The following is a 12,120-nucleotide window of genomic DNA, read 5'->3' as shown; positions in this document are numbered from 1 at the left end:
CAAGGCAACAGACAATCGGATACACTTGTGTTTTCTAGGGTTCCGCGGAGGCTTGCTCCGGTCTGGACCGAGAGAAAACCCGCGGCGATGCCGTGTCACGGAGGGATAAAAGCCCGGGAGGATATCGATCATGGTATTCTTCCTGGGCTTTTTTTTGTTCGGCTTGTGTGTTGACCTTTGGTGGTTTGTCATGTTGTTTTGGGGAACGATACGAAGAAGGAAGGGGAAGCAGTACGATGAACAGAACGTGGATGTTGGTTGTTGTCGCCGCCGTCTTTGAAGTGGGCTGGGTAGCGGGGCTGAAGCATGCCGACGACGTGTTGACATGGGCGTTTACGATCGTGGCGATCGTCATCAGCTTTGGCGTGTTGATGCACGCATCGAAAAAACTTCCGGCGAGTACTGTGTACGCGGTGTTTGTCGGATTGGGGACAGCCGGTACCGTGACCAGTGAAATGCTTTTTTTCGGCGAGCCGTTTCGCTGGAGCAAAGTAGCGTTGATCGTCTTGCTCTTGTGCGGCATCGTCGGCTTGAAGCTGGTGAGCGCCGAACAACCGGATAGAGCGGATCGAGAGGGGGATGCCGCATGAGCTGGATTTCTCTTGTGCTCGCAGGCCTGTGTGAAGTCATGGGCGTCATCGGCATCAACCAGGTGAACAGGAATCGCTCGGTCACATCCTTCCTGCTGCTGATCGGCGGCTTTGGACTGAGTTTTGCCCTGCTTTCCTACGCGATGCAGGAGATCGCGATGGGGACTGCCTACGCGGTCTGGACCGGCGTCGGGACGGTGGGCAGCGCCTTGGTCGGCATGCTCTACTACGGCGATTCGAAGGATGCGAAAAGACTGTTCTGCATCGCGCTGATCGTCATTTCTGTCATTGGCTTGAAGCTGATTGAATAAAGTGGGATGACGTCGCAGCAGATGCATGGATTGCAAGGAGGATGATAGCAGTGGGATCATTGTGGGCTGCTTTGAAAAAAGGAAATACGTCTTCCGCCACCGCAGCTCTGGGCAACACCGGACTTGCCATCGTCAAAGGGTTCGCTGCGGCCTATAGCGGCAGCGGGCCGATGTTTGCTTCGGCGATGCACTCTGTCGCCGATGCGATCAACCAGGGATTCGTCTTTTTGGGCAGCGTGCTAGGGGAGAAGAAGCCGACCCGCCGTTTTCCTACCGGGTTTGGCCGGGTGATCAATCTCTTTTGCATGGTTGCCGTCATCGTCGTGACGATCATGGCGTATGAGACGATCAAGGAAGGATTTCATCTTCTGCACGAACCTGTCATCGCTACGCATTTTTGGCTGAATGCCTCGATTTTGCTCGTAGCGGTCGCTGTGGACGGCTCCATCCTGATCAAAGCGATGAAAGAGATCGTCCATGAAGCGCGGGTCGAGGCAAAAGGCTGGGCGATCCCGCAAGCCGCCCTCCGCAACGTCGGACGGGCTGCCCCGCCGACGCGGCTCGTATTCTACGAGGACATTGTCGCGACCTTGGGTGCTCTCTTGGCGCTGATCGCCGTCGTAGTCAGCGAGATGACCACGTTTTTGCTTCTGGATGGCATCGCCACGATTTTGATCGGCTTTCTGATGATCGGCGTAGCTTTTCGCGTCGGCTACGACAACATGGTCGGGCTGATCGGCGTAGCAGCGCCCAAAGAAATCGAGATGCGCATATCCAAGATGATATTGGACGATCCCGATGTGACCGACATCAATCGGCTGCGCATCGTTCAGGAAGGCAGGACGTATCACATCGAGGGCTATCTCGAACTGCGCAAAGGACTGCTGCTCGCAGAAGCGGATGACATCAAGTTCAGAGTCCGCGACACACTGCTCTCTGATCCCGACATCAGCGACGTCACCCTGGGGATCATCGAGGACGACAACGTCATCAGTTGGAATCCCGAGTCGCTTGACACCGCCCCAGGGGGCAAGGAAAAGAGCAGATAAGGTACGCATACGCACAAAAGCCCCCTGCTGCCGAGTGGCAACCGGGGGCTTGCTTGTATTAGGAGACGGTAAGCAGTTCTTCCGTCATATTTGTGTCGTCATGCAAAACTTTCTGGATCAGCACCCTGGTAATGCGGTGATTATCCATCTGCTTCACGATGAACAAGTGGTTCTCGTGCAAGATCGATGCGTCTACGGCAATCTCTTCTTCCAGTTGGCTGTAGAGCCAGCCGCCTATCGTGTCCACGTCTTCCGATTCCAGTTCGAACGGCAGGTGGTCGTTTAGGTCGGTGAGCATCATCATCCCGGATACGGAGAGTCCATTCTCCACCACTTCAATATCAGGCTGCTCATCCTCGTCAAATTCATCCTGAATGTCGCCGACGATCTCTTCGAGGATGTCTTCCATCGTGACCAGTCCTGCTGTACCACCGTACTCGTCGATGACGATCGCCATTTGCGAGCGTTTTTTCTGCAGCAGTCGCAGCACGGTACTGATTTCCATCGATTCCGGTACAGTCGTGATCGGGCGAATCAGGCTTTCCAGCTCCACATGCCCTTTTTCCAGGGCAGACAGATAGAAGTCGGATGCGTGGACAAACCCGATGATGTTGTCCTTGTCCTCGTCCGCCACAGGAAAACGGGAGTGGCGATTGGCGCGGATGATTTCCATGTTTTCTGCAAAAGTATTGGTCGTGTACAGGCAAACCATGTCGATGCGCGGGATCATCGTCTCGCGGGCAAGCGTCTCCGAGAAGTCGAATACTTGCTCCATCAGCGCGAGTTCAGTCTGGTCGATGTGTCCGCTCTGGTGACTCTGGTTGACCAGCAGGCGAATCTCCTCTTCGGTATGGGCCGCTTCGTGCTCAGAGATGACTTCCAAGCCGAGTCGTCTCATCAGCGCGTTGGCAGTCCCGTTGAGGAACCAGATCGCCGGGAAAAGCAGTTTATAGAAGAACATCAATGGTGCTGCAACCCACAGCGAAGTTGCTTCCGCTTTCTGAATCGCCAGTGATTTCGGAGCCAGTTCACCCAGGACGATGTGCAGGAATGTAATGATCGCAAAGGCAATACCAAAGGAAATTGCCGAGATCATGTAACCCGGGATACCTGTTTGGCCCAGCAACGGCTCCACAATCATGTGGGCAATCGCCGGTTCCCCGACCCACCCCAGTCCGAGGGACGCGAGGGTGATACCAACCTGACACGCGGAGAGATAAGCGTCGAGCTTCTGCGTTACCTTCTGGGCGTACTTTGCTCGCTTGTTGCCGTCATTGACCAGTTGCGTGAGGCGCGTCTGGCGTACTTTGACGATTGCGAATTCGGCGGCGACGAAAAAACCATTCAGAAAAACAAGGAAAAAAACTAGCAGTAGGTTGAGCACTATCGGAACGGTGTCCAAAGTAAACGTTCATCCTTTCTGGATTACAAAATATCCCATTGCTGCATGTGGGAAGATACACGTATCTATCATACTCTTTTTGTCAGAAATGCTCAAAATCGATTTATCGCCAATTGAGGGCGTTATTCCCCCCTGACTGGAGAAGAGAGTGCGTCAGTTAATCATGGCGCACGTTTTTGCGGCCTGAGAAGGTCTAAGATGGTCAAAGCCGTCCATAACCGAGGCTATGGACGGCTTTTTTCGCATCAAGGCGACATGATCTGCTGGCTGTAGACGAAAAAGCCGGAGAGGACCGCCGCCAGGCCGAGGTAGGCAAACAGCACCTTCCACTTGGTCGAGGCAGACGCTTCATAGTACGTGCTCAGGCGATGCATCTGCTCTTCTACTTCTTCCAAGCGCTCGCGAGCCTGCTTGTCAGCCTCGGTCAACGCCTCAGAAGGAACCGGCTGATTGGGGTCGCTGTCGACAAAAAGCACCGGCTCGCGCTCCCATTTGCGCCAGGTATCCTTCAGTTGGCGTGCGTACATCTTGTCCAGACGTTTCTGATCCCGCAAAAGACGCTTTTCATCCTGCAGGAACGGGAACAAAAACCCTTTTTGCTCCGGCATGTTCTCGAATCGCGTTACGTCTTCGTGAAGCTGGACTCGTCTCTCGGCATAGTTTTCCAGATGCGGCCATTGGGCGATCTCCTCGCGAAAGGCGACGAGCTTTTCCTGTTCGTAGCGGAGCACCTGGTGCTGGTAGCTTTCGCGCAAACGGCTCCACCACGTAATCAAACCGATGATGAAGATAATGACCATCAGCGGACCGGGGGAGAAGAACAGCATCAGCCCCAAGCCGAGAAGACCGAAGAACCAGATTTTCGTCGAGAGTACGGACACGATCCGTCCTCCGTCCAACGGGGAGATCGGCAGCAGGTTGAACAAGTTCAACAAGGCCCCGAGATGGACCACCAGAAGCCAGAACGGGTCGCCTGTCCACCAGTACAGAGGCAGGGCAGGCAAAAAGGAAATCAGCCCGGCCAATGGACCGCCGTACGCGAGGTACGCCTCTGTCTTGGCATCGCGAGGCAAATCCTTCATCGAGATCATCGCCCCGACGAAGGGCAGGAAGATCGCCGGGGAGGTGGCGATGCCTTTTCGCTTGGCGGCGACCAGATGTCCCATTTCGTGGACGAAAATCAGGTAGACGAGCGCTGCCGCAAACTTCCAGCCGTAAAACATGGCGTACGCCCACAAGCTGACCATCATCGACAGCAAGGTGCTGCCGAATTTGGAAAATTTCAATATGCTCAAGAGCCATTTCAGGTTAGCCAGCAAAAATGCGCCAACGGCTAAGAGAACGGAACCCTTTTTCTTCATTTGTTTCCTCCTACTCGTGCAGACGCTTCGTGCTTATCCCTCCAACAGCGGGTTGGTGAACGAGAAGCCGTACTCTCCGTACTGGGGATTGTAGTGCAGCTTGCCGCCGTGAAAGTACCAAAAGTCGCCGGGACGAATCACAAACCGCAGCCCTTCGACTTCAAAGAGGGCATCGTCTTCCATCTGTTCGTCTTTTTCAATTGCGTAAAACAGTCCTCCCGTCCCAGGGCCGCTGGTGCGCACGTACAGGCGCAAGGTATCGCCCGGGGAAAAACCGGCATAGCGCTGGTAGGCGAGGGAAAAGGCAGGTTCGATTTCGAGTGTGATGCTCATGGACAGACTCCTCTCCAGTGATTCTCTCCCATTCTACCACAAAGTCGGGCAGCACCATTTGTTCAAAAAAAACCACCCGTCCGGCAACAAGGCTCGTGCCGGCGGGTGGTCGCTTTGGTCAATCTTCCTTGCTTACATCAATCGTCGGGTGCATAAAGCGGGCGTGGCCAAATTCCTCGCCTTCCAAAAGTTCGCGGTTTTCCTCTGTATTCCAGCCGATGTCGTTCGTGGGATGGACCCACTGGTCACCAGCCATGATCGAAGGATCTGTGTCCGTGCTCCACTGGTTCAACGGCGAATCGGGGGAGTCGTAGAAGCTGTCCCCGATCACTACGCCGAATTCGTTGACAAACGGTTTTTGGATCGAACGATTCGAATCCTTATAGTCCGGTGCGCTGATCTGATGGGGCAGTGTGCCGTCCAGGGACACATCTTTTACTTCCTTGCGTTTGTCGCTGCGCTCCGTATCGTCCATACGGTACCCTCCTCTACTGGAAGATGTCAGCTTTAGCATGTGTAGCGGGGGTGAGGCTTATGCGCTGCCAGCTCGCATCCACGCTGCTGTCCCGGTGCGCCCAGCCCAAAATCGAGGCTGTCGCATACGCTACTGTAAACGTGAAGTCTCACGAATGGGAGGGGATCTGATGATTTCCAGCATCGTCATTCCTGCGCGAGATTCAGCCGATCAGCTCCTGTACACCTTGTTCAGTCTCAACCTGCAGCTGGTGCCGTTTGACCAGTTCGAAGTGATCGTCGTGGATAATGCCTCTGCGGACGAGACGCCATTTCAGGTCGCGCAATTTGCTTCCAACTATCCATGCCGTTATGTGCGCATGAACAAAAGGGTGACGCTGCACCGGCTGTTGGAGGAAGGACTGGCCCAGTGCAGCGGAGAGATCGTCATCTTTTTGTCCAGCAACATGATGGTTCCGCGCAATTTTGTCGGAGTCCATCAGCAGGCCCACCAGCAGGACAACAGGCTCGTACTGCTCGGTCTGGACACCAGGCGGATTTACTCGGTCTACGACCCGCGCTTCACGCCCCGCCAGCATGCCGAATGTAGCGCCTGGCTGGAGCAGTATCCGCAGATCAAGCGCCCCTATTCGCCTGCGAAAATCATTCCGCTACTGGAGGAAAACCAGATCGCAAGCGGACTTCCGTTCCACATCGGACTGCCCAGCAAGCAGGCCAGACAGCGTTTGGCGGCAAGGCAGCGGTACGGATTGAAGCTGGGGAGGCATCGCATGCCCTGGACGTTTTTGCGTTTGCACCACGTCTCCTTCTCGCGCCGGGCGCTTACGCTTGCAGGCGGATTCAAGCCGTTGCCAAGGCAAAAAATGGAGCAGGAGATCGGCAAACGACTGTGGAAGAATGGGTTTCGCTTTCAATTTGCCGACAAGCTCACCGTGTTGTGGCAAGAGCGTGTGTTGCACGATACACCGTATGGCAGCCCGGGAAAACAGCACCGCCGGGTCTGAAATGTCGGACCTGGCGGCATAGCGGATGTTAGCGGTTTTCTTTTAGTCTTTCTTGTGGTTCACTATTGATGGAGCCGTCGGAGCGAACAGCGGTTTGTTTGGCTTTCGGTCCGCGAATCTCTGCTGTTTTTCCAAAGTCTTTTTCCTTGTTGCGCACCATTGTATTCCCCTCCTTTGCTATAGCATTAGTATGACCGGTTCCGAAGCAATTGAACGAGGCAGTATTTACTACAGAAAGGACTGATGCTGGAATGGCCAAACAAAAGAAGCGGCAGCCACAGCAAACCCAATCCGGCGGCATGGCGAACGAAGCCGCAAAAAATGCCAACAGCCTGAAGGAAATCCTGAATACGGACACGTTGGGAAAATTGAAGCAACTCGAGCGGGAGATGAAGGAGGAAGGCGAGAGGAAGGCCCGGGAAGCAGCGGAGCAGAAGCGGCGCGAGCAGGAAGAGCGGGAGCGCAACAAGAGCTTTGCGGAGCTCCTCGACGATTACGAGAAAAAAGGGGGAGGCAAATACAGTTGAGGCAAGGTCATGGAGATACGCCGGACAAGCCCGGGCTTAGGCCTGACACGTCGAAAAACGGAATGATGAAAAAGCGGCAGCTGCAAGTGCGCGAAGAGCAGGTCCGGGAGCGCGGGCGACAGGTAGTAAACCGCTTGGGCAAAAAGGCTCCCAAGGAGTGATTTTTTCTCTCCCTTCCCCATATAGCTGTAGAAAGGAAGGAGGGAGATGATGATCATGGGGAGCCTTTTGCTCCTGATCAGTCTCCTTTGTGTTTCCATTGGCACCTGGAGGCTGATAGGGATCTACAAGTCGGGAAGAGCGGACAGCAAACCGTTTTGGTGGGGAGTAGCAGGTGGCGGAATCGCGCTCTTTTTTTTATTGAAGATGGTGACGGATACGTTCCCTGGATGACGGACTCTAGCGGTGAATAATGGAATTGATTTCCTTCAGAAAAGGGGTCAATTGCCTATGGTTCGTTTTGACAGTTCCAATGCGGTTGCTTTTTTCAATGATGGAGAGTGGGACCGGATCGCTCTGGCAGTCGGACATGCGCATGAGCTGCTTCACGCGCGGACGGGACCGGGCAGCGACTATCTCGGCTGGCTGGACTGGCCGATCCGCTACGATCCCGGTGAATTTACGCGAATCCAGCAGGCGGCAGCACGCATCCAGGCCAATTCCGACGTGCTGCTCGTCATTGGCATCGGGGGCTCTTGTCTCGGGGCGAAAGCGGCGCTCGATCTCGTCAATCACAGCTTCTACAACCTGCTGCCCAAATCCAGGCGGCAGACTCCGGAAATCTACTTCGTCGGCAATAACCTAAGCCCGGTCTACTTGTCCCATCTGATGGATATACTGGACGAAAAAAGCGTTTCGATCAACGTCATCTCCAAATCGGGCACGACTGCAGAGCCGGCAGTAGCGTTTCGCCTGCTGCGCGACTGGCTGGAGGCAAAGCTCGGTCCGGATGCTGCACGAAAACGCATCTACGCCACTACCGACCGCTCCAGAGGTACATTGCGCAAACTGGCGCAGGAGCAAGGCTATGAAAGTTTTGTCATCCCGGACACGATCGGCGGTCGGTACTCGGTGCTGACAGCGGTCGGGCTTCTGCCGATCGCCGTAAGCGGCGCCGACATCACGGCGATGATGCAAGGGGCGGCAGATGCGCGGGCTGCGTACCTGAACCCGAGGCTGCAGGACAACGCCTGCTACCAGTATGCCGCGATCCGAAATCTCTTGTATCGGCAAGGAAAATCGGTCGAGCTGCTGGTCAGCTACGAACCGCAATTCCGTTCCTTTGCCGAATGGTGGAAGCAGTTGTTTGGCGAATCGGAAGGCAAGGGCGGCAAGGGCATTTTTCCGGCGACAGCCGAATTTACGACCGACCTGCATTCAATGGGCCAGTACATCCAGGAGGGCCCGCGGATGATGTTTGAGACAGTGATGGCCGTACAAAAGCCGGCGCTTGACGTGTGGGTGAGGGAAGATTCGGGAGACTCGGATGACTTGCACTTTTTGTCAGGCAAAGGAATGGACTTTATCAATAAAAAAGCGTGCGAAGGCACACTCCTGGCGCATGTCGACGGGGGCGTCCCCAACCTCGTGGTGGAGCTTCCCGAAATCAACGCCTATCACCTCGGCAGCCTGTTCTACTTCTTTCAGAAGGCATGCGCGATAAGCGGCTACGTATTGGGCGTAAACCCATTTGACCAGCCCGGCGTGGAGGCGTATAAATCAAATATGCTGGCCCTGCTTGGCAAACCGGGCTTTGAGCAACAAAAAGCAGAACTGGAAGTGAGGCTTCGTGGAAAACAAGACGTATCTGACTGTTGGCGAGACGGCTGAGTACCTGGCCTTGCCGGAATCGTTCATCCTGGAAAAAATCAGGGAAGGGCGCATCCGCGCGGTCCATGACGGCAATGAATACCTGATCAACAAGGAGCAGTTCCGGCTTCATCTGGACGAACTGCAAAAGCTGCGGGAATGGGAAGAAATCACGCGAAATGAACCGATCCCGGAGAGCTACGACGTCAAGGACGAGGACTAGGCCGGGGAAAAGCGCTTGCCAGACCTTTGGCACAAGTCATATACTAGGTTTGTCAAAACAATCAGTATCGTGTGAAAGCAACTTGGGGAGTCCCACAAGCGGGGCTGAGAGGACGGAAGCGACGGCCGTCGACCCATTGCACCTGATCCGGATCATGCCGGCGAAGGGATAGGGTTGCGAGCAAAAATGCGTATGTTGGTCAAAGCGATGCGTATGAAGCCCGCCTTTTCCTGTCGGAGAGGCGGGCTTTTTGCATGATTTCCGGCAACTTGTCGAACAAAAAGGAGAGGGAAGAGATGGGAAACTGTCTGGTGATCGGCGGAGGAATTATCGGTCTGAGCCTGGCGTATGAATTGTCGCGGAGGGGGATGGCGGTCACGCTGGTGGAGCAGGGGCAGTGGGGTGGACAGGCTTCGTCTGCGGCGGCAGGGATGCTTGCGCCGTTGAAGGAGTTTTCCGAGCCTGGTCCGATGCTGTCGCTCGGGATGGAGTCGCTGCGTCTTTACCCGGAGTGGGTACAAGCATTGGAAGAGTCCACAGGACGGGATGTGCAGCTCACGCGAGACGGCATCCTGACCGTAGCGATGGCAGGTGAAGAGGAGGCGCTGGCTGCAAAATTTCGGCGGCAACAGGAAGCAGGCTACCCGGTCTTCTGGCTGGACGGCCAGGAAGCGCTCGAGCTTGAACCGCTGTTGACGGAAAGCGTATCTGCGGCAATCTATTCCCCCGAGGAAGGGCATATCAACAACCGTCTGTTGCTGCAAGCCCTGGTCACTGCATGTCGCCTGCAAGGGGTACAACTGCTCGACGGCTGTGTCGTCAGCAAGCTGGCGGTAAGCGCGGGACGGGTCATCGGCGCGCACACGTCGGCAGGAACGCTGCTCGCTGACCAGACAGTCGTCTGCTCCGGCGCTTGGGCGGGTATCATGCTGGAGTTGCTGGACGTAGCTGTCCCGGTGCGCCCGGTGCGCGGGCAGATCGCGGCAGTGTCCTCGGCGGGCATCGCGCTGCGCAAAGTGATTTTTGGCAGCGGCGGCTACATTACGCCGAAAAAGGACGGCAAAATCGTCATCGGGGCGACAGAGGACGACTGCGGCTTTCAGCAGGTTGTGACCTTGTCGGGGCTGTCCCGCGTCATGCAAGGAGTCATGCCGTACGTGCCCGCGCTGGAGAGTGCCGCATTCCTGGAAGCGTGGGCAGGCTTGCGACCAGCTACGCCGGACGGAAAGCCGCTGCTCGGCAAAGTCCCCGGCTGGGAGGGTCTGTTCATCGCGGGCGGCCATTTTCGCAATGGCATCCTGCTCTCCCCGGTGACGGCTGTCAGAATGGCTGATCTGCTGGAAAAAGGGACGGACGAAGCGCTTCAGCCGTTTGCGTTAGACCGCTTTATGGAGTAGCCCTTGGCGACAAAATGGGCGCGCATCCTTTCAAAACTAGACACCTCCCCATAGGCACCTGTATATGGTAATACAGAAACACCAGAAGGGGAGGAAGTGTCCATGGAATCTGATAAAAATCTGTACCGGGCTGATGTCCAGACGGTCAGCTTGATAAAGGATATGCGCCAGACCGTCCATAATATTTGCAGGGAACACGCCGACCAGAAAGTGCGGATTGAAGCTATTGACGGTCAGGTGTTTGAAGGAGTCATCGTCGATTACGACGACCAAAATGTGTACCTGGAAATCGAAGAGGAAGTCGGAGAAGAGGAGACCTATACGACGCAGGAGGTATCCGCGCGCGTTCCTTTTGGCGGTTGGGGCGCAGGTCCCGGCTATTCACCCTACGGCAGTCCGTTTTCCGGCTTTCCTTCCTATCCGGGTTATGAGTCGTATCCCGGCTATCCGCCGTTCGGTGGCGGGTACTTCCCAGGACACGGAGGCGGCTTTCCTTCCTATCCCGGCTACAGCTTTGGTTCGGAGAATCCATACGGCTTTTACCAGATGAATCCGTACGGCTACCAAACGAGCCCCACCTATCCGTACGGTGGCAAGAACTCGAAAGGTCAGGTCAGTCCGTTTGGCGGCAAGGAATCGCCTGCTCAGGTCAGCCCGTTTGCCGGAAAAGAGCAGCCGAGCCAGGTCAGTCCGTTTGGCGGCAAGGAATCGCCTGCCCAGGTGAGCCCATTTGGCGGAAATGAGCCGCCCGGCATGGTCAGTCCGTTTGCCGGAAACGAACCGCCGAGTCGGGTAAGTCCCTATCAGGATTTTGCACCATACGCGCCTTATCCGCCTGTCTCTCCGTACATGTACCACGGTGCTCCATTGCCGCCTCCGCCATTCCCGCCACCACCGCCGCCTGTGCAGCCTTTTGTCGTACCGAAGAAAAAGCGCCGCAGACGCAGACGCAAAGTCATTCCGCTCGCTTTGTTCACACTTTTGACGATCACGCTGTGCTGATTAGACGCACGGCAAAGGAAAAGCCTCACCCCGACAGTTCAAGCGGGCAGCGAGGCTTTTTTTGTTGTGCAAAAACGAAAGAGTATAACGGACTGCTTTGTCGCACACTAGCAATAGGATGTGGAAAGGCAGGGATCGTCTTGAAAGAAATACACGACAGCAACTTACCGGGGACGCGCGGGACATTCGGGTTCTTTCAGGAGGCGCTTGCCCCCGATTTTGTCCTGTCCAACTGGGATTACGAGGCCGGTTACTTCGACCGGCAATTGGATGACCAGGGCATGGTCTACCTGCGCATCCCGGTCAAAGTATTGCAGGGGGAGCTGGACAGCCTGGACGCCTGGCTGGAGATGGGCGTGCCTTTTGTGATCAAGCACGTATACCGGACCGGCATCGAGAACCATATCGGCTACATCGAGCCTGTCATCTCGGCAGCGATGAACCAGTTCCAAGAGCCGGTGGACAAAGATGCTGAAATTGAAGAAAGGTGGATTCAGCAAGCCAGACAGGTCGTACAGGAACTGGACAGGCGTTTTGCGTAAGCGGGCGAGCCGATGCTTGGCTCGCTTTTTCTATGGAGAGATTCCCCATTTTCACGTATGATGGGGGTAGGCGATTGTACCAAAACGCGTGCTTCG

At 55.6% G+C, this 12,120-nt stretch carries 17 protein-coding genes and 2 riboswitches; of the genes, 12 read left to right on the top strand and 5 right to left on the bottom strand.

All coding sequences use genetic code 11. The features are described 5' to 3' along the window. The first annotated feature begins 23 nt into the window (after positions 1–23). A riboswitch (guanidine-I (ykkC/yxkD leader) is annotated at positions 24–122 on the top strand. A gap of 114 nt (positions 123–236) precedes the next feature. From ACAF76_RS17855 to ACAF76_RS17845, 3 genes are read left to right on the top strand one after another with little or no spacing between them, the layout of a single operon-like run. Then, a complete protein-coding gene (locus ACAF76_RS17855; RefSeq protein ID WP_421617030.1) occupies positions 237–590 on the top strand; it encodes a DMT family transporter in 354 nt (117 codons plus the stop codon). Further along, entirely contained in the window at positions 587–901 is a 315-nt protein-coding gene (locus ACAF76_RS17850; protein ID WP_421617029.1) for a DMT family transporter, read from the top strand. Before ACAF76_RS17855 ends, ACAF76_RS17850 begins: the two co-directional genes overlap by 4 nt. Positions 902–951: 50 nt before the next feature. Next, positions 952–1,950 (top strand): cation diffusion facilitator family transporter, encoded by a 999-nt coding sequence (locus ACAF76_RS17845; RefSeq protein ID WP_421617028.1) that lies wholly within the window; start codon positions 952–954, stop codon positions 1,948–1,950. Between the two features lie 58 nt (positions 1,951–2,008). Here the strand turns inward: ACAF76_RS17845 and ACAF76_RS17840 are convergent, their stop codons facing one another. The 4 genes from ACAF76_RS17840 to ACAF76_RS17825 form a co-directional block, all read right to left on the bottom strand. Then, positions 2,009–3,352 (bottom strand): hemolysin family protein, encoded by a 1,344-nt coding sequence (locus ACAF76_RS17840; RefSeq protein ID WP_421617027.1) that lies wholly within the window; start codon positions 3,350–3,352, stop codon positions 2,009–2,011. Positions 3,353–3,597: 245 nt separating this feature from the next. Then, positions 3,598–4,713: a site-2 protease family protein gene (locus ACAF76_RS17835; protein ID WP_421617026.1), complete on the bottom strand. Its 1,116-nt coding sequence runs from the start codon at positions 4,711–4,713 to the stop codon at positions 3,598–3,600. 33 nt (positions 4,714–4,746) lie between these two features. Then, complete coding sequence (locus ACAF76_RS17830; protein ID WP_421617025.1) at positions 4,747–5,046, bottom strand: iron-sulfur cluster biosynthesis family protein; 300 nt, start codon at positions 5,044–5,046, stop codon at positions 4,747–4,749. A gap of 118 nt (positions 5,047–5,164) precedes the next feature. Beyond that, a complete protein-coding gene (locus ACAF76_RS17825) occupies positions 5,165–5,521 on the bottom strand; it encodes a DUF3905 domain-containing protein (protein WP_421617024.1) in 357 nt (118 codons plus the stop codon). A 169-nt stretch (positions 5,522–5,690) separates the two neighbouring features. On the opposite strand from ACAF76_RS17825, the gene ACAF76_RS17820 reads away from it, so the two are divergent. Continuing rightward, positions 5,691–6,524, top strand: coding sequence for a glycosyltransferase family 2 protein (locus ACAF76_RS17820; RefSeq protein ID WP_421617023.1), 834 nt, complete (start codon positions 5,691–5,693; stop codon positions 6,522–6,524). Positions 6,525–6,552: 28 nt separating this feature from the next. Here the strand turns inward: ACAF76_RS17820 and sspK are convergent, their stop codons facing one another. After that, positions 6,553–6,684, bottom strand: a complete 132-nt coding sequence (gene sspK, locus ACAF76_RS17815) for a small acid-soluble spore protein K (protein ID WP_421617022.1) — start codon at positions 6,682–6,684, stop codon at positions 6,553–6,555. Positions 6,685–6,775: 91 nt separating this feature from the next. Between sspK and ACAF76_RS17810 the strand changes: the two genes are divergently transcribed. From ACAF76_RS17810 to ACAF76_RS17775, 8 genes are all read left to right on the top strand, one after another. Continuing rightward, the gene (locus ACAF76_RS17810; protein WP_421617021.1) at positions 6,776–7,051 is read left to right on the top strand and encodes a DUF3886 domain-containing protein; all 276 of its coding nucleotides are present in this window, start codon (positions 6,776–6,778) and stop codon (positions 7,049–7,051) included. After that, positions 7,048–7,212 carry a hypothetical protein gene (locus ACAF76_RS17805; RefSeq protein WP_421617020.1) on the top strand — a complete coding sequence of 55 codons (165 nt, stop codon included), beginning with the start codon at positions 7,048–7,050 and terminating at the stop codon, positions 7,210–7,212. The genes ACAF76_RS17810 and ACAF76_RS17805 overlap by 4 nt, the downstream gene beginning before the upstream one ends. Positions 7,213–7,261: 49 nt before the next feature. Next, on the top strand, positions 7,262–7,444 hold the full coding sequence (locus ACAF76_RS17800; RefSeq protein ID WP_421617019.1) for a hypothetical protein: 183 nt from the start codon (positions 7,262–7,264) through the stop codon (positions 7,442–7,444). Between the two features lie 57 nt (positions 7,445–7,501). Next, positions 7,502–8,881, top strand: coding sequence for a glucose-6-phosphate isomerase (locus ACAF76_RS17795; protein WP_421617018.1), 1,380 nt, complete (start codon positions 7,502–7,504; stop codon positions 8,879–8,881). After that, positions 8,841–9,083, top strand: coding sequence for an excisionase family DNA-binding protein (locus ACAF76_RS17790; RefSeq protein WP_421617017.1), 243 nt, complete (start codon positions 8,841–8,843; stop codon positions 9,081–9,083). The genes ACAF76_RS17795 and ACAF76_RS17790 overlap by 41 nt, the downstream gene beginning before the upstream one ends. A 73-nt stretch (positions 9,084–9,156) precedes the next feature. Then, positions 9,157–9,272: riboswitch (TPP riboswitch) on the top strand. 107 nt (positions 9,273–9,379) lie between these two features. After that, the gene (gene thiO / locus ACAF76_RS17785) at positions 9,380–10,480 is read left to right on the top strand and encodes a glycine oxidase ThiO (RefSeq protein WP_421617016.1); all 1,101 of its coding nucleotides are present in this window, start codon (positions 9,380–9,382) and stop codon (positions 10,478–10,480) included. 102 nt (positions 10,481–10,582) lie between these two features. Then, positions 10,583–11,482 carry a hypothetical protein gene (locus ACAF76_RS17780; RefSeq protein ID WP_421617015.1) on the top strand — a complete coding sequence of 300 codons (900 nt, stop codon included), beginning with the start codon at positions 10,583–10,585 and terminating at the stop codon, positions 11,480–11,482. Between the two features lie 140 nt (positions 11,483–11,622). After that, entirely contained in the window at positions 11,623–12,024 is a 402-nt protein-coding gene (locus ACAF76_RS17775) for a YugN family protein (protein WP_421617014.1), read from the top strand. Positions 12,025–12,120 lie beyond the last annotated feature (96 nt).

It is taken from the genome of Brevibacillus sp. TJ4 (assembly GCF_044627595.2).
In the GTDB taxonomy this organism is placed as follows: domain Bacteria; phylum Bacillota; class Bacilli; order Brevibacillales; family Brevibacillaceae; genus Brevibacillus.
The sequence above is the reverse complement of the archived record's forward strand: the minus strand, read 5'-3'. Positions and strand labels throughout refer to the sequence as shown.

Excerpts from the sequence above, each read along its gene's own strand:
- sspK (WP_421617022.1), bottom strand. The coding sequence starts at position 6,684 with ATGGTGCGCAACAAGGAAAAAGACTTTGGAAAAACAGCAGAGATTCGC.
- ACAF76_RS17830 (WP_421617025.1), bottom strand. The coding sequence starts at position 5,046 with ATGAGCATCACACTCGAAATCGAACCTGCCTTTTCCCTCGCCTACCAG.
- ACAF76_RS17820 (WP_421617023.1), top strand. The coding sequence starts at position 5,691 with ATGATTTCCAGCATCGTCATTCCTGCGCGAGATTCAGCCGATCAGCTC.
- ACAF76_RS17795 (WP_421617018.1), top strand. The coding sequence starts at position 7,502 with ATGGTTCGTTTTGACAGTTCCAATGCGGTTGCTTTTTTCAATGATGGA.
- ACAF76_RS17835 (WP_421617026.1), bottom strand. The coding sequence starts at position 4,713 with ATGAAGAAAAAGGGTTCCGTTCTCTTAGCCGTTGGCGCATTTTTGCTG.
- ACAF76_RS17800 (WP_421617019.1), top strand. The coding sequence starts at position 7,262 with ATGATCATGGGGAGCCTTTTGCTCCTGATCAGTCTCCTTTGTGTTTCC.
- ACAF76_RS17850 (WP_421617029.1), top strand. The coding sequence starts at position 587 with ATGAGCTGGATTTCTCTTGTGCTCGCAGGCCTGTGTGAAGTCATGGGC.
- thiO (WP_421617016.1), top strand. The coding sequence starts at position 9,380 with ATGGGAAACTGTCTGGTGATCGGCGGAGGAATTATCGGTCTGAGCCTG.
- ACAF76_RS17810 (WP_421617021.1), top strand. The coding sequence starts at position 6,776 with ATGGCCAAACAAAAGAAGCGGCAGCCACAGCAAACCCAATCCGGCGGC.
- ACAF76_RS17825 (WP_421617024.1), bottom strand. The coding sequence starts at position 5,521 with ATGGACGATACGGAGCGCAGCGACAAACGCAAGGAAGTAAAAGATGTG.
- ACAF76_RS17780 (WP_421617015.1), top strand. The coding sequence starts at position 10,583 with ATGGAATCTGATAAAAATCTGTACCGGGCTGATGTCCAGACGGTCAGC.
- ACAF76_RS17855 (WP_421617030.1), top strand. The coding sequence starts at position 237 with ATGAACAGAACGTGGATGTTGGTTGTTGTCGCCGCCGTCTTTGAAGTG.